This is a genomic window from Paenibacillus sp. ov031 (assembly GCF_900143165.1).
Classification (GTDB): domain Bacteria; phylum Bacillota; class Bacilli; order Paenibacillales; family Paenibacillaceae; genus Paenibacillus; species Paenibacillus marchantiae.
The window spans coordinates 572,826-588,727 of the sequence record NZ_FRDO01000004.1 but is presented as its reverse complement, the minus strand read 5'-3'; the positions used below and the strand labels follow the sequence as shown (position 1 = coordinate 588,727).

At 46.1% G+C, this 15,902-nt stretch carries 14 protein-coding genes; 10 read left to right on the top strand and 4 right to left on the bottom strand.

Going from position 1 to position 15,902, the window contains the following annotated elements; genetic code table 11:
* Positions 1-197: 197 nt before the first annotated feature.
* The 9 genes from BUA17_RS20135 to BUA17_RS20095 all read left to right on the top strand — a co-directional run bounded on the left by BUA17_RS20135 (position 198) and on the right by BUA17_RS20095 (position 9,486).
* Positions 198-458: an IreB family regulatory phosphoprotein gene (locus tag BUA17_RS20135; RefSeq protein WP_024633073.1), complete on the top strand. Its 261-nt coding sequence runs from the start codon at positions 198-200 to the stop codon at positions 456-458.
* A gap of 125 nt (positions 459-583) precedes the next feature.
* Entirely contained in the window at positions 584-1,000 is a 417-nt protein-coding gene (gene ruvX / locus BUA17_RS20130; protein ID WP_063566850.1) for a Holliday junction resolvase RuvX, read from the top strand.
* A 12-nt stretch (positions 1,001-1,012) separates the two neighbouring features.
* Complete coding sequence (locus BUA17_RS20125) at positions 1,013-1,312, top strand: DUF1292 domain-containing protein (RefSeq protein ID WP_024633075.1); 300 nt, start codon at positions 1,013-1,015, stop codon at positions 1,310-1,312.
* The gene (locus BUA17_RS20120) at positions 1,313-1,627 is read left to right on the top strand and encodes a DUF1292 domain-containing protein (RefSeq protein WP_024633076.1); all 315 of its coding nucleotides are present in this window, start codon (positions 1,313-1,315) and stop codon (positions 1,625-1,627) included. It begins immediately after the preceding gene.
* A 79-nt stretch (positions 1,628-1,706) separates the two neighbouring features.
* On the top strand, positions 1,707-2,747 hold the full coding sequence (gene mltG, locus BUA17_RS20115; protein ID WP_244552193.1) for an endolytic transglycosylase MltG: 1,041 nt from the start codon (positions 1,707-1,709) through the stop codon (positions 2,745-2,747).
* Between the two features lie 15 nt (positions 2,748-2,762).
* Positions 2,763-3,692: a peptidase U32 family protein gene (locus BUA17_RS20110; protein WP_072734756.1), complete on the top strand. Its 930-nt coding sequence runs from the start codon at positions 2,763-2,765 to the stop codon at positions 3,690-3,692.
* A gap of 17 nt (positions 3,693-3,709) precedes the next feature.
* Positions 3,710-5,038 carry a peptidase U32 family protein gene (locus BUA17_RS20105; protein WP_072734755.1) on the top strand — a complete coding sequence of 443 codons (1,329 nt, stop codon included), beginning with the start codon at positions 3,710-3,712 and terminating at the stop codon, positions 5,036-5,038.
* A 235-nt stretch (positions 5,039-5,273) separates the two neighbouring features.
* Positions 5,274-7,556, top strand: a complete 2,283-nt coding sequence (locus BUA17_RS20100) for a methyl-accepting chemotaxis protein (protein WP_063566853.1) — start codon at positions 5,274-5,276, stop codon at positions 7,554-7,556.
* A 121-nt stretch (positions 7,557-7,677) separates the two neighbouring features.
* Complete coding sequence (locus tag BUA17_RS20095; protein ID WP_072734754.1) at positions 7,678-9,486, top strand: peptidoglycan D,D-transpeptidase FtsI family protein; 1,809 nt, start codon at positions 7,678-7,680, stop codon at positions 9,484-9,486.
* On the opposite strand, the gene BUA17_RS20090 is transcribed toward BUA17_RS20095, so the two are convergent.
* Entirely contained in the window at positions 9,465-10,661 is a 1,197-nt protein-coding gene (locus tag BUA17_RS20090) for an AI-2E family transporter (RefSeq protein ID WP_063566855.1), read from the bottom strand. The two genes, BUA17_RS20095 and BUA17_RS20090, sit on opposite strands and share 22 nt — an antisense overlap.
* Before the next feature lie 186 nt (positions 10,662-10,847).
* Here BUA17_RS20090 and BUA17_RS20085 point away from each other — a divergent pair, with 186 nt between their 5' ends.
* The gene (locus BUA17_RS20085; RefSeq protein ID WP_072734753.1) at positions 10,848-12,248 is read left to right on the top strand and encodes a polysaccharide deacetylase family protein; all 1,401 of its coding nucleotides are present in this window, start codon (positions 10,848-10,850) and stop codon (positions 12,246-12,248) included.
* A 107-nt stretch (positions 12,249-12,355) separates the two neighbouring features.
* Here BUA17_RS20085 and ilvD read toward each other — a convergent pair whose 3' ends face one another.
* The 3 genes from ilvD to BUA17_RS20070 form a co-directional block, all read right to left on the bottom strand.
* Positions 12,356-14,041, bottom strand: coding sequence for a dihydroxy-acid dehydratase (gene ilvD / locus BUA17_RS20080; protein ID WP_063566857.1), 1,686 nt, complete (start codon positions 14,039-14,041; stop codon positions 12,356-12,358).
* 313 nt (positions 14,042-14,354) lie between these two features.
* A complete protein-coding gene (locus BUA17_RS20075) occupies positions 14,355-14,606 on the bottom strand; it encodes a KGG domain-containing protein (RefSeq protein ID WP_072734752.1) in 252 nt (83 codons plus the stop codon).
* Between the two features lie 112 nt (positions 14,607-14,718).
* Entirely contained in the window at positions 14,719-15,771 is a 1,053-nt protein-coding gene (locus BUA17_RS20070) for an acyltransferase family protein (protein ID WP_072734751.1), read from the bottom strand.
* Positions 15,772-15,902 lie beyond the last annotated feature (131 nt).

The following is a 15,902-nucleotide window of genomic DNA, read 5'->3' as shown; positions in this document are numbered from 1 at the left end:
TCTGTTCGTTTATATTTTGTACCCGAAAGCGAGTGGAATCGAATGATGCAATATGCTGAAGCCAGTAAAGGACAAGCAAAAAACACAATTGGCTTATCCTTTGTTTACTTGTGGCAGTCAGAATATGTTATTATATAAGCAGAAATCAATTCGGCAGGACATGGTCCCCATGTTCATGCAGGAGCGAGGTGTCATCAATGGACTCCATGGATAAGACGGTTAAATTTAATGTGAAAGCCGACGAGCAGGAAGCATCCTCCAAAGAGATTCTTCTCACGGTATATGATGCACTGGTGGATAAGGAGTATAATCCTATTAACCAGATTGTCGGGTATCTGATTTCTGGAGACCCCGCATACATCCCTCGTCACAACAATGCACGCAGTCTGGTCCGTAAAAAAGAGCGTGATGAGCTGATTGAAGAGCTTGTTCGTTCTTATCTGGCCAATCACCGGTAATGTACATCGCTTCCGCTGTGATGCAGCTATGCAGGCAGCGGGAAATGAACCGACAGAAGACAGCCTGAAGCTTGAGAAGGCGATTATTAATCGACCTAAGCAGGCTTGAGGATGGGAGAGCATGGATGAAAATATTAGGTTTGGACTATGGGGACCGAAGAATCGGAGTTGCCGCTAGTGACGCCTTCGGTTGGACTGCCCAGGGATTGGAAGTACTTGAACGCCGCCGGGATGAAGGTGAGTTCGTTCGTATTGCTGAACTTGTGCGTGAGCATGAGATTGGCGAGATCGTAGTCGGACTTCCCAAAAACATGAACGGCACCGTAGGGCCGCGTGGTGAAATATGCATCGCTTTTGCCGACCGCCTGCGGGGCGAACTGAATTTACCTGTTCACCTTTGGGATGAACGGCTGACAACTATGGCAGCAGAACGAACGCTGCTTGAAGCGGATGTCAGTCGCAAAAAACGCAAGCAGGTTGTGGACAAAATGGCCGCAAGCTTGATTTTGCAAAATTATTTGGATGCCAATAGTAAAAGGTGAGGGGGATCAACAATGGCTGAAGATCAACTGGGTATGGAAGAAGAATCGGAGATTATTTACATTGCGGATGACGAGGGTAATGAAGAGGAATTCGAAGTCATCATGAAATTCGAAGTGGACGGTTCGGAGGCCAAGTACATGATGGTTGCTCCGGTTGAACCCGAAGATGGAGAGACGGATGTTTATGCATTCCGTTATGAAGAAGAGGGCGACGATATTAAACTTTTCGTCATCCAAGATGATGCCGAATGGGATATCGTCGAGGAGACGTTTAATACATTTCTTGCAGAAGATGAAGAGGAAGCGAACTAAATGACAGAATACAGCCGCGAAGACTTGAAATGGACAGATTCGCTGCGTCTGGCTTTTGGTGCTCACGTTGAGCTGGAAGAAGAGAACGGTAAATCGCATCCGTATGACCTGTTGGCTGAGTTTGAAGTGAAGGGCCAACAGTATGCGGTGCTCCGCAGTTCATTACGTCCTTATGACGAAGTTGAACTTCTGCGGGTTTTACCGGGAAGTGAAGGCCAGATCATGCCGGAATTAGTTACGATTGACGATGATGATGAGTGGGAGAACATCTCTGAACTGTATGATGAGTGTACACTCCCGATTGACGAAGATTGATTGATCAGCTTCAAATTGAAGAAACCGGGAGGGCGGAGAAGTCCGCTCTTTTTGGTTGTGTAAAGGAGTTGTTTCTTTTTTGAAAGGGAAAGCAATAGTAGTCATACTGCTTATCATTGTAGTTCTTGCCGGAGGCGCAGGCGGTTACGTATGGAGTATGATGCGTCCCGTGGAAGCTTCTACAGAACCGGTCGTATTCGAGATTAAGAGCGGATCGGGAACTTCGAAAATCGCGGATCAGCTTCAAGAGGAAGGCCTCATTCGAAGCGGGTTAACATTTAAAGGGTATTTAAAGTGGAAAAAACTAGGTTCTAATTTCATGGCGGGTACATATTCTATGAATCCTGGCGTGACATATGATGAGATTGTTAGCAAGTTGAGTAGTGGCGAAGTTGTACCAGAGGAAATGGTGAAATTTACGATTCCGGAGGGTTATACCGTTCTGCAAATGGCGGGTAAGCTTTCTTATGAGCATGTCGTAGATCGAGATGAATTCATCAAGCTGGCTAATGATCCTTCGGCCTTTGATGTAGATATCGTCAAAAATATTCCAGTGGATGAAGAACTTCGCTACGTATTGGAAGGGTATCTGTTCCCGGAAACGTATGAGCTGAAAAAGGGAAGTTCCACGCATGATGTGATGCAACGGATGCTGGAAGAATTTCAGACCAAGATTAATTCCATTCCTGATTTGGAAGCCAAGCTCCAAGAGAAGAACCTTTCCCTGCATGAACTGCTGACCATTGCGTCACTGGTAGAGAAAGAAGTTGTAGTGGATGAGGAACGTGCTCTGGTTGCAGGTGTAATCTACAATCGGATTAATCAGGATATGAAGCTAGAGATTGATGCTACCGTGCAATATCTGCTCGACAAGCCGAAGGAGCGGTTGTTTTTCAAGGATCTAAAGGTGCAAAGTCCCTATAATACGTATCTGAATAAAGGCTTGCCACCAGGTCCAATTGCCAGTCCAAGTCTTCCGTCCATTGAGGCAGCGCTAAATCCGGAAGCTTCGGAGTATCTGTTCTATGTGACGAAAAAGGATGGCTCGTCTGGACATCTGTTTGCCAAAACGTATAAGGAACATCAGCAAAATATAGCCAAAAGTAAGGCTGCGCAATAAGCGGAGGGGATGTATATGAGTACGAAACATGAACTGCTCGTTACGGCGGCAAATGTGAAAGAGGCAGAGGTGCTGCTCCAAGCAGGAGCAGATGCTTTGTTAATTGGGGATGATCGCTTCGGCATGCGTCTTCCCGGCAGCTTCAGTGTGGAAGAAACAGCAGAGGTCGTTGCCGTTGCTGCGAAACATCAGGCTCGTGTATACGTGTCTATGAACAATCTGATGTCCAACGAGTTGCTAAAGGAATTACCTGAATACGTTCAAGGTCTGGGTAAAATCGGTGTTCATGGGGTGGAGTTCAACGATCCATCTGTGCTCGCCGCTATTAAGGAGCATGCTCCGCATATCCAGCTGCACTGGAACGCTGAGATGACATCGACCAACTATGCAACAGCCAACTACTGGGGGGCCAAAGGAGCGAGTCGTGTCGTACTTGCTCGGGAGCTGAATATGGATGAGCTGACAGAGATGGTTCCATTTCTGAAGGTGGAAGCTCAGGTTCAGGTACATGGCATGACGAACATTTATCATTCCAAACGGAGTCTGGTGCAAAGTTATATGTCCCATCAGGGGCGTCCTGTAGAGGGGTATTTGGGTAAAGAGCGTGGTTTATTTCTGATCGAGGCTGAACGCCGGGATGAGAAGTTCCCGATCTATGAAGACCTGAACGGAACTCATATCATGAGTTCGGAGGATATTTGTATTCTCGAAGATCTTCATCTGTTGATGGAGGCCGGGGTACACAGCTTCAAAATCGAAGGCATGTTAAAATCGATTGTGTATAACGAAGCTGTTGTACGTGCATACCGTATAGCTCTGGACAGTTATGCAGCTGATGCCGATGCTTATGCATTTTGTGAAGAATGGCTGGACGAGGTTCGTCAGTTGCAGGACCCTGAACGGGAATTGTCGTTTGGATTTTTCTATAAAGAACAGGTGTATTAATAGACGAGGTGAACAACATGGAAACAGTGGCGGTACAGCGGAAGTTCTCGGGTAAACGTAACCGTCTGGACAAACCGGAGCTGCTTGCTCCGGCGGGCAATCTGGAAAAACTTAAATTTGCAATCCATTATGGTGCGGATGCTGTGTATATCGGTGGACAGGCATACGGATTGCGTTCCAACGCGGATAACTTTAGCTTTGAAGAGATGCGTGAAGGTGTGGAATTTGCCAAAAAATATGGAGCTAAAGTTTTCGTGGCAACCAATATTTATGCGCATAATGAAGATATCGAAGGCATTCAAGCATATTTGCAACACTTGTATGATGCAGGAATTGCAGCTATTATCGTAGCAGATCCAGCAATTATTGAAGTGGCTCAGCGTGCCGTACCGGGTCTGGAAGTGCATTTGAGTACACAACAATCAACTCTGAACTGGCAAGCTGTGAAGTTCTGGAAGGATGAAGGCCTTCCACGCGTCGTTCTCGGACGTGAGACAAGCTTTGAAGAAATTGAAGAAATCAAGGCCAATGTGGATATCGAGATCGAAGCCTTTATTCATGGAGCGATGTGCTCGTCATATTCCGGACGTTGTGTGTTGTCCAACCATTTTACGGATCGGGACTCCAACCGGGGTGGCTGCTGCCAATCCTGCCGCTGGAAGTATGATCTCTTTGAAGATGCCCGGGAAGATACCGTGTGGGTCAGCGAAGAAGAAATGCAACTGCAGGCACCTGCACCATTCAAATTGGGAGAGAACCAGCTACCCCTATTTCAGGAGCAGGACAATTCTTTTTCCATGGGTTCGAAGGATCTGTGCATGATTGGGCATATTCCTGAGCTGATTGATGTTGGTGTGGATAGTTTCAAAATCGAAGGACGCATGAAGTCGATTCACTATGTGGCTACCGTGGTTAACGTATATCGTCAAGCTATTGATTCTTATATGGCTGACCCGGATAACTATGTATTGAAGCCTGAGTGGGTAGAGGAAATGAACAAGGCAGCGAATCGTCCACTGAATACCGGATTTTTCTATGATACACCGGATCATGAGGACCACATCTATGAACCGGAAGAAAAAGCGGTACCTTTTGACTTTGCTGGATTGGTGATGGACTATGATGCTGCTACAGGAATGGCGACCATTCAACAGCGCAATCATTTCAAACCTGGACAGGAAATCGAATTTTTCGGTCCGGGAGGCCACTTTTTCAAACAGGTGGTTGGGGAACTGCAGGATGAAGAAGGCAATGTGCTCAATGCAGCTCGTCACCCGTTACAGCGTGTAAAAATGAAGGTGGATCAACCTGTTTCCTACTTTGATATGATGAGAAAAAAGAAGTAGGTTCAAATGCCTAGTTTTTAACAAAATAATATTATGTTTTAACAATATAGTGTTATAAAATTTACAAATTTGACCTCCGTATATCGGTATATGGGGGTCTTTTTTTTATAGAAAAATAGGAAAAAAGTTGTAATAAATTTCGAAAAAACGAAAGGGGAAAGGAGAAAGCTGTCGAATACTACATATTTATAGGGGAGAGAAAGAAAAATCCAACAAGTAAATTACTGGCAGGTGAATGGGATTGGTTCAAAAGAAGCAGAAGGACAGTGGGGAAGAGTTGAAAATACCCGAGAAGGTTAAGCCCGAGAAGGTTCAGAAAGTAAAGAAAGAAAAAGTAATGAAAAGTAAGACAGGGGATACTTCAAGCAGAAAGGCTTTTAAATTAGACTCAGGTAATCTGAGGTCAGGGTGGAACAAGACCAAAAACCAGTTGAAGAAGCAAAACTGGAAAAATGTTGGGGGAACAGCGTTAGAGCAAATGAAGAAGGTCAATCCGATTAAATCGGTAGGTGTTAAACTGTTTTTGATCTTTTTTGTAGCAATTATGTTTTTTGTAGTCGGTTTAGGTCTATTATCCTACGCTAAAGCCAAGGATACGATTGAAAAAAATGCTTCTCGATCAAACCAGGAAACGATTGAACAGACCAAGCAAAAAATGGACATTATTTTGGAGCGGTTTGTAGATACATCCACACAAATTTTCTTTGATCCAGAAATGCAGTCATTGCTTCAGAAGATGTCTGATACGAATTTAACGGCGTACGATACGTTTATAAATTCAAGTTCGATCAACAAACAATTATCGAATATTGCATTTACGAATAAATCTATGGAAGCGATTTATCTTGTGCCGACAGACGAAACAAAGTCTACCATGGGCACAGGCAACAGCAGTTCTTCCATGGGCGACATCCGTAAAGAGAGCTGGTACAGCGAGTTGGTCCAAGCAGGCGGATATCGCTGGCTTCCAACGGAAGTCAAAGAGGACGGCGCCACACCAACGTTCCGAATTGCTCGTTCAATGAAGAACCTGCAAGGGACAACCCAGTCCTATGTGTTAATCATTGAATTGAAATTGGAGGTTCTGGAGCAGCAATTGAAATCGCTTGACTTGGGTGAAGGCGCAGTCCTCCAGCTCATTGCTCCGGACAACAAGGTTGTAGCTTCAACAATTGCTGATCGTACAGGGAAAGATACGGATTTGACCTTTGTTAAGGAGCTAACAGACAAATCCGGTAGTACCAATACAGAGTATACCGTGGATGGAAATTCGACCGATATGCTGGCAGTGTATAGTACTATGGATTCATCCGCTTGGAAATTGATCGGAATGGTCCCAACTTCTATGCTGGTGAAAGATGCCAAAGGCATTCTGACACTGACATTGTGGGTGGCACTCGTAGTTGCCGCTATTGCCATACTGATCGGTATTTGGATGGTTCGCATAATTGCTCGTCCAATGGGCAAATTGAAAGATCTGATGCAAGAAGGAGCAAAAGGTAATCTTAAAGTGCGTACACCATTTACCTCCAAGGATGAGATTGGTCAATTATCAGCGGCATTCAATCTCATGATGGAACAGATCACGAATTTGGTCGAACAAACCAACCGTTCTGCGCAAGAAGTGCTCGATACCGCTTCTGAGCTGAGCAGTGCATCCAAGAAAACAGCAGTCTCCGCTTCCGAGATTGCCGTAGCCACTGAAGAAATTGCAGGTGGAGCAAGTAGTCTGGCAACAGAAGCGGAGCGTGGAAATGAATTGACCGACAATATCTCCCGTCAGATGGAGAGTGTGGTCGCCGCAAATGAACAAATGGGTGATTCAGCCCGTCATGTAGAGAAATCCAGTCAGACAGGTACTCAGCATCTGAACCAGTTGATGACCAAAACACAGAAGACAGAAGAAATGATTGGTGCGTTGGTAAACAAGGTGGATTCCTTGAAAGAGAGCACATCCTCTGTTCTGAAGGTGCTTGACGTCATGCAGAATATTACCAAACAAACGAACATTCTCTCCTTGAATGCAACAATTGAAGCCGCTCGTGCCGGTACAGCTGGACGCGGATTCATGGTGGTAGCAAATGAGGTTCGTCAGTTGGCTGAACAATCCAGACAGTCCATTGATATGGTTGGCGACATTACCGACAAGATTATGACCGAAATGAATGAGACGGTAGATCAATTGTCTGCAGCTTATCCGTTATTCAAGGAACAGATGGATGCTGTTAAAGATACCAATGTAATATTTGCTTCAGTACAGCAACAAATGGGTGCTTTTGTTGAGAGTCTGAGCATGGTCACTGGTTCAATCGGAGATTTGAATCAATCTCAAGGGACGTTATCCGAAGCGATGAGTAATGTCAGTGCTGTAGCTGAACAATCTTCTGCAACGTCCCAGGAAGTTGCCTCCTTGAGCAGTGAACAACAAAATATCAGCAATCAACTGGTGAATTTGTCAGCAAAACTGGAGAATGTTTCGACAGAATTGAAAGATACATTGTCTCGCTTTACAGTATAATTCGAACCTATTTGATTCATTGAGAAGCCTGTCCCTTAAAGGGGCAGGTTTTCTTGTTGTTACCGGATAATTCCATTCTGAATGTAGAATACTATGCCAAAACGCTGAACGGGGTGGCCAGATGCATGTACAACTGAAACGGCGCATTTATATTGCATGTATTCTTCTTACGGGTTTATTCGCTTTGCTTATGATTCGTTTGGTTTGGATTCAGGGCATTCAAATCAACCGCACGATGCCTGGATTTCAACGTACTGTTCGTGAGATGTCCGTATTGCAGCGAGAACGAGGGGTTGTACTGGATACGGGACGAGGACATTTTACTGATTATAAGGGGCAACCCCTAACAGGCAAGCTGGAATGGGGATTGGTCCTTTTTCCGCATCCAGATCAAACAAGTCATTCATATCCATCTACAATGGCAAATTCGGAAGTTAAGGAATTGGCAGCTCTATTACATACCGATACGAAGTCGTTACAAAAGGAATGGAATCAAGGGAACGCACCCCATTTCTGGACAGCAGGTGCCAACCAGCCGATTACGTTGACCGAATCCCAGGTTGCCCGACTACGTATATTGAAGGCAGACGGCGCAAGTGTATATCCTCTCATGACACGTTATGGACAAGCCACTACGGGTATGCAATGGTTGGGTTATCTTGCTGAACAGCCTGGATTTCCGAACGCACAGTCGCGTCATAAGAATGAGGTGAAGCAGCCTTTTGCCATGAAATCTGGAGCAGCTGGGTTGGAAAGAACAATGGAACCTTTATTGATGGGCATTGGGCCGACCCTGTTAACACGTATGGTTACAGGTTCAGGAGAGGTTATTCCAGAATTACAGCCGCGTGTGATTGCACCATCAAATACACACTACCCATTGCGTGCGGAGACGACGATCAATATCGATGTGCAGCAAGGGATAGAGCAGATTGTGAAGAAGTCCGGAATGAAGGAAGGGGCTATCGTTGTGCTGGATGCAGCCAATGCAGACGTGCGTGCAATGGTTTCGGCACCGTTCTATAATCCGCAGCATGTAGACCCTAAACAAACGGCTTGGTCGAATCGTGCCGTGCAGGGGGCTGTACCGGGTTCCATATTCAAAATCGTTACAGCAGCGGCCGCGCTGGAATATCACGCAGTATCCAAAGGGGAGACTTTCCATTGTGGTGGCGAGTGGGGGAAATATGGTCTGTCCTGCTGGAAGGAGCATGGGCATGGGACATTGAATCTGGAGCAAGGGTTTGCCGAGTCCTGCAATATTGTATTTGCTGAAACTGCTCGTCGGCTCAGTATGGAGCAGTTGGAACGTACGGCAGATGCTTTGGGATTGGCACGTCCAGTTGGCTGGGAGGGAAAGCAAATCGCAGGAATGACGGTACTGCATCATTTTGATCATGAGGACGCAGGAAGAGTGAGACTGCCATCCGTCTCTCCTCAGGATGAAGGAGCCAAGGTACAGACGGCTATCGGTCAGCGGGACGTTCTGGTGACTCCATTACAAGCGGCTAATCTGATCGTTACGCTCTTGCATGATGGCAAGGTGAGTGCTCCACGCCTTGTTCAGCGTATCCGATATGCCGATGGCGATACGATGCTGGATATGCCGATGCATGATTCACCATCTTCGGCAGGACGGATCTCTCCAGCTACGGCGCATCAGCTGTTATCTTGGATGAAGAAGGTTGTCAGTGACGGAACGGGAAAATCCCTGCAACATGCACGGTGGCAGGTGGCAGGGAAGTCAGGCACAGCACAGGTACAGCAGCATGGAGAGAAACGTAACCATCAATGGTTTATCGGGTATGGACCTACGGAACAACCCAAATATGCTGTAGCTGTCCTTGTCCAAAACGTTGCTCCAAGCAGCCGTCATCAAGCAACGGCGATGTTCAGAAAAGTGATGGACTATTTGGCTGAATCCTCATGATTACCGGGAGGAGCAGGTTCTTGCACCGAAGGCTCAGTATTCATACCAGAGGTGGTGCTACCCGGTGTGTCCATCACTAATGGGGAGGATTCGAATTCATCCTTCGGCAAGTGAATCCATTGCTGGAGATATCCTTGTTGCAGTAGTTCTTTGAGCAGAATCAGCAGCACCGGAGACAATACCACACCGGCCAGACCAAAGACGGAGAGCGAGATCAGCATAAAAGAAAGCATCAAGTATGCGGAAGAGACTCCGATTGAATTACCCGATATTTTGGGCTCCAGCAGTTGGCGTGTCAGCATGGTTACAGCAAGGACTACAATTAAGCCAATCGCAAGGCTACTATTCCCCACAATGAACAGATACACAATCCACGGAATGAATATAACTGGAACACCCAGCAAAGGTACAAGGTCAAAAACGGCGCAGATGGCTGCGATGGTGAAGGCATTGGCAGTTCCAAGAATCAACAAGCCTGCATAAATCAATACAAAAGTAATCAGCATCATAATCATTTGGGCCTTCAAATACGAACGGATCGTCTTGAACACATGATTACGCATAAATTCAAGAGCCAGCTTCAACGTTTTTGGTGTTTTGGCCCGGGCAAATTTCCGCCAGGATTCAATCTCGATACTGAGAAAGAACGCGAGAATAATGGCAATCCCGAAATTAGTAATAAAGGAAGAAAATGAACTGAGAAAACCGATGACGATTTGTGCACCGCTGGTCACCCATTTGGACAGGAATCCGGTCAGTGTAGCAAAATAGTCACTAACCTTCTCGGTTATTCCGTCAGGTAAAGCATCGGACTTGTCCTGAATAAAATAAACCAGATTGGTGAATTCACGCTGGACCATCTCGATATAATAAGGAAAATTATCCTGCAAATTAGAAATTTGGGATACGATAATTAATCCCAATCCAAAAAAGGCAGCAACAATAACAGCAAGAAACAACAAAACCGAAATAGCGGCGCCCAAGGTTTTGGGCAATCCTTTGCGGTGCAGAAATCTTGCCAGGGGTTCGATCATCCAATACACTATAAATGAAAGAAAAACTGGCGCAGCCAATTGATATAATCGACTGAATCCGTACATGATAAAGTACACGGTTAATACGAGCAGCGCAATGTCAAAGACGGTGCGCCCATATTTTTTGTAAAGCGGCAGCATGGGCAGGGCTCCTTTGTTGGTCATTAAGGTAAAAATTAGGATGCATTTATTGTACACGATAGCTATCTTTTTGGGAAAAGAGGATTCAAGAAAAGGCTGAATTATGATAAAATTAAAGGCGGTTTATTTTGGTTAGTGCTATATTATGGCACGGTAATTCAGCAAGAGAAGCGGGGAGTTTGTAGCATGACAAATTTACTTCAGAGCATATTACTGTGGTTATTGTACATTTCATCGTTTTACGCCTTTATTCCGAGTTTAGTTAGCAGATTTTTCGGTTTTCGTGTGTTCAGGCGCGGGAGAAGTGAGACGGAGTTTTCCTTAACCTTTGATGATGGGCCGGACCCGGAATACACACCCAGATTGCTTGATTTACTACACCAGTATGGGGCAAAGGCAACGTTTTTTGTAGTCGGGGAGCATGCAGCCCGTCATCCCGAACTCATTCAGCGTATACATGAGGAAGGTCATCTTCTCGGAATTCATAATTATATTCACAAAACGAATTGGTTGATGCGGCCGCGTACGGTTCGAGATCAGATTCAACGAACAGGTCAGATTATTCAGGAGGTTACGGGGGTAAGAACTTGTTATTATCGTCCACCGTGGGGGATTATGAATCTGTTTGATTTTTTCAGTAAAAAAGATCGTCGGATTATTCTGTGGTCGTCCATGTTTGAGGACTGGAGAAGTAGTGTAGGCGTTGAGAAATTGACAGAACGAATGTTGAAGGAGCTAAGGGGCGGAGAGGTCATGTTGCTGCATGATCGAGGGACTACCCTCGGCGCTGATGCACACGCGCCGGAGCAGATGCTCCAGGCGCTCGAAGTCGTATTGCAGGAGGCAAACAGGCAGCAGTTGCACAGTGTACGCATCGATACGTTGATGGGAGGCGTTACGGTGAGCGAACCTAAAAGTACAAATCAACCACAAACACATTTATCACCTTGGAAACGGATGGTTGTTGCTTTGTGGCTAGGGTGGGAGAAGTTGTTTCATTGGGTATACCATCTGCATACAGCGTCACCGGAGGACCCATTGCTGCATTACCGCTCCCGCGTATATCATGGAGCATTGGTTGAAATGAATGACGGTCATGTGATTCGTAACGGAGATCCGGTTATTGAACTTCATTTTGATAATAAAAAGCTTTTCGATCTAGGTATGACTTCACGCTCAAGTATGCATCTGGCAATTCGCATGATTCGGGCCATGGAACAGCAACTTCCTGATTTGGCCCGGCAGGTCGCACTTGAACCTGAACTTCGTTCAGCCAAGGCTCTATACGGTGTGAGCATGATTAACCGGGGACCGGAGAAATTCGGGTTTACGGTTCGGGAGTTGGCTCCTGGGCCGTTCAGTTCTGCATCCAAAGTGTATCTGAAACTTCTGCTAAGCGTCATTCATCCGGCAGGAACGAAACGTCTGAAGCAGCGATCCGAACAATTGGTTCCAAAAATGATTGCCATGCCGCTTGACGTGTTGCTGGATCGATATGGTCAGCACGCATTGGTAGCTGCAACGGCGGAACAGTCCTCTGAGGAATTGTTGGTTCCTGAACAGGATCTTGTACCTGAACGAAACTGATTGCGAAATGAATAAAGAAAAGGGTTGCCCTTCGCCGAAGTCGGCTGAAGAGCAACCCTTTATTTATGTTTCCGATATAGAAATTCACCGGATATCTCATACTTGAACTAGATACTCAGTACGCCGCCGTTGCTTGCATTCGTTACCAGTTTGGAATAACGAGCGAGGTAACCGGTTTTTACTTTCGGTTCAAAGCCTTTCCAACCTGCGCGACGACGTTCGAATTCTTCGTCACTGATATGCAATTCGATGATGCGGTTGTTCAGATCAAGTTCAATGATGTCTCCTTCTTCAACAAAAGCGATTGGACCGCCTTCAGCAGCTTCTGGAGAGATATGTCCGATACTGATTCCGCGGGATGCGCCAGAGAAGCGTCCGTCGGTGATCAGACCTACTTTGGCACCAAGGCCCATACCTACGATTTGGGAAGTAGGAGCGAGCATCTCAGGCATACCTGGTCCGCCTTTTGGTCCTTCATAACGGATAACGACAACATGTCCTTCTTTTACCTTGCCGTTTGCAATGCCTTCGAGCGCTTGTTCCTGGGAATCGAAGCAAATAGCAGGACCTTTGTGATATCCACCAACCGAAGCGTCAACAGCACCAACCTTGATGATGGCGCCTTGTGGTGCAAGGTTACCAAACAATACAGCCAAGCCGCCTTTTTCGGAATGCGGGTTATCCAGGTGGTGGATGACATTGGTATCTTGGATTTCCTGACCTTCAACGTTCTCACGGATCGTTTTACCTGTTACCGTGATACAGTCGCCATGAATTGCACCTGGTTTCTTGAGCAATTCGTTCAGAACTGCACTTACGCCACCCGCATTGTGAACGTCTTCGATGTGAAGATCGGAAGCAGGTGCCAATTTGGCCAAGTGAGGAACGCGGTTAGCAACTTCATTGATTCGCTCGATTGGATACTCGATGCCTGCTTCATGAGCCAGTGCCAATGTATGAAGTACCGTATTCGTGGAACCACCCATAGCCATATCCAGTGCAAAAGCATTGTCGATGGCTTCTACAGTAACGATATCGCGTGGTTTCAGATCCAATTTGATGAGTTCCATCAGTTGTTTAGCGGATTGTTTAACAAACTCACGACGCTCAGGAGCAACAGCCAGGATGGTTCCGTTACCTGGCATAGCCAGTCCCATCGCTTCAGCCAGACAGTTCATGGAGTTCGCAGTGAACATACCGGAGCATGATCCACATGTTGGACAGCCGAACTGTTCAAGTTCAAGCAAGCTCTTATCATCGATTTTACCAGCTTGATAAGCACCTACGCCTTCAAAAACGGAGGTCAAGGACAGAGCTTTACCATTGCTGTCACGACCTGCCTTCATTGGACCGCCGCTGACAAACACGGTAGGGATATTACAGCGGAGTGCGCCCATCATCATACCTGGTGTGATTTTGTCACAGTTCGGGATACATACCATGCCGTCGAACCAGTGTGCAGATACAACGGTTTCCACGGAATCCGCAATAATGTCACGGCTTGGCAGCGAGTAACGCATACCAATGTGTCCCATGGCGATTCCGTCGTCAACTCCGATGGTGTTGAATTCGAATGGAACGCCACCGGCTTCACGAATAGCTTCCTTTACAATTTTACCGAATTCCTGCAGGTGGACATGGCCGGGCACGATATCGATGTAAGAGTTACAAACGGCAATAAATGGTTTGCCAAAGTCCTCTTCTTTAACGCCCGCTGCGCGGAGCAAACTGCGGTGCGGTGCACGGTCAAAACCTTTTTTGATCATATCGGAACGCATCTTCTTGGCTGACATGGTGTATTTCCCCCCAAATTTATAATATTGAGCAACATGAATGGAAATATAAATGGCAGTGCATCTGTCGTTTAATTTCATCCGTACTCTAAAAAAATTGACCAGTGATACTGGTTTCGAGCTTCCCGTAGTTTGTGAAGTTCTTTGCTGCTTTAAACCCGTGAACAACCCGGTTTTTCTATAGAGTCTATCACAACCGTCGTCATAATTCTACAATTCAATAGAAAGAAGCTTCAATCCATTAGTGGAATGAAGCTTTCTTGATTTGATGCACTGCATCAGGTGATCTTTCACCGCTACCTATGGGGATAGGCTAACTGCTCCCGCCTTTGCGGCCAATCTCCCGATAGAATTCTTTATTATGAGTTTCGGAAGTTGCTTCTCCACCCTTGCGTCCAATTTCCTTATAGAACTGAGAATCATGCGCATCTGAAGTCGCTTCTCCACCTTTTTTACCTATCATTTGGTAGAAGCTCCGATCATGCTTTTTGGATGTGGCCTTGCCACCTAATCTACCCGCTTCCTCGCGACTCATTTTGTGTTCAGACGACTGTGGACGTGCCATTACAAATCACTCCTTATATCATAAGTAGATTGTTGTAGCGCGTATTCCTACTTACCACAACATTTCCAGCCTGAAACAAGTCGATTTGAATGGAAAGGAGCAAGATTTCAGTTTATCTAAACCAAGATGCTGAACGTTTTAATACCCCCTGATGGTTGAAGTGAACGCGGGAAATATCGGGCTCAATGAGAGGCCGAAAGGCATGACGGACGGCTGGGTGGGCCAGCGTTATAGCGAACAGTAACGCAATGGAGACAATCACCGGAATGTACAAGCTGGTCTCCATATAGTTGTAAACCCCGGACCAGACCGCCAAGCGAACGAGAAATCCATGTAAAAGGAACACATACAGAGTGCGTCGTCCCAATTCAGTCAATCTGGATGTTAATGAAGGGACCCAGGCGAGAAATAATGCTCCTGATCCAATTTCAAGTGCATAGATTCCGAGGCGGTAAATTCCTGCAAACCACTCATGATGTCCAAGCTCTGCGTAAGTCATGCTTCCCAGTAACCAGCCTGGTGAAATGTTGAACCCTCCGAGTCCAATCCAACCAAGAAGAGCAGCAGATAACGTAGCTGCAATTCTTCGGCCCCAGCCGGATCGCAAATGGGAGCGGATGGACGCTCCGTAGTCATACCCGATAACAAAGAAAGGAAGGAACACAAACGTTCGGCTGAGGCTCAGCCAGAAACCATCAATGGGTAAATATCCGGCACATACTCCCAGCATCACGGCACCCAGTAATCTATAGATCGGCTTCCAGGAGAGTGTAAGACGAAGCAACAGCCGCCAGCAGAAATGACTTGCCAGAAACCAGAGCAATAGATAAGGTGAAAAGAAAGACAAACGCATATGCGGTGTGTGGAATACGGTGAAATCCATTACTGCATACAGAGACTGAAACAGAAGGTATTGTAATGCAATCTGCTTAAGCACGTTACGGCCAGATGTACCTTTGAGTGAATGTCTGGCGAAGTAGCCGGTTACCCATACAAACAGCGGCATGTGAAACGTATATATCCACAGAAACAGAGCCTCTGCTCCTGCAAAACGCGTAATGATTGGTTCGAGAGCATTGCCTGCTAGTACACAGACAATGAGCATGAAGCGCAAGTTGTAAAAAAAGGAATCCTGATCTTTGTGAATGATGGTCGGTTTGTTCATGTTGTAGCCCCCCTGATAACCCTTGGCGATTGCAATCTGCTTCTGTAATAAGGGTAATATGGATGTGTAACATTAATTGTGATATATTTCACAAGAGTAAGCGCTATCCTTTCTCAAAGCTGTGACAACAA

Coding starts and splice junctions, on each gene's coding strand:
- BUA17_RS20135 (WP_024633073.1), top strand. CDS start 198: ATGGACTCCATGGATAAGACGGTTAAATTTAATGTGAAAGCCGACGAG.
- ruvX (WP_063566850.1), top strand. CDS start 584: ATGAAAATATTAGGTTTGGACTATGGGGACCGAAGAATCGGAGTTGCC.
- BUA17_RS20125 (WP_024633075.1), top strand. CDS start 1,013: ATGGCTGAAGATCAACTGGGTATGGAAGAAGAATCGGAGATTATTTAC.
- BUA17_RS20120 (WP_024633076.1), top strand. CDS start 1,313: ATGACAGAATACAGCCGCGAAGACTTGAAATGGACAGATTCGCTGCGT.
- BUA17_RS20110 (WP_072734756.1), top strand. CDS start 2,763: ATGAGTACGAAACATGAACTGCTCGTTACGGCGGCAAATGTGAAAGAG.
- BUA17_RS20105 (WP_072734755.1), top strand. CDS start 3,710: ATGGAAACAGTGGCGGTACAGCGGAAGTTCTCGGGTAAACGTAACCGT.
- BUA17_RS20100 (WP_063566853.1), top strand. CDS start 5,274: ATGGGATTGGTTCAAAAGAAGCAGAAGGACAGTGGGGAAGAGTTGAAA.
- BUA17_RS20095 (WP_072734754.1), top strand. CDS start 7,678: ATGCATGTACAACTGAAACGGCGCATTTATATTGCATGTATTCTTCTT.
- BUA17_RS20090 (WP_063566855.1), bottom strand. CDS start 10,661: ATGCTGCCGCTTTACAAAAAATATGGGCGCACCGTCTTTGACATTGCG.
- BUA17_RS20085 (WP_072734753.1), top strand. CDS start 10,848: ATGACAAATTTACTTCAGAGCATATTACTGTGGTTATTGTACATTTCA.
- ilvD (WP_063566857.1), bottom strand. CDS start 14,041: ATGTCAGCCAAGAAGATGCGTTCCGATATGATCAAAAAAGGTTTTGAC.
- BUA17_RS20075 (WP_072734752.1), bottom strand. CDS start 14,606: ATGGCACGTCCACAGTCGTCTGAACACAAAATGAGTCGCGAGGAAGCG.
- BUA17_RS20070 (WP_072734751.1), bottom strand. CDS start 15,771: ATGAACAAACCGACCATCATTCACAAAGATCAGGATTCCTTTTTTTAC.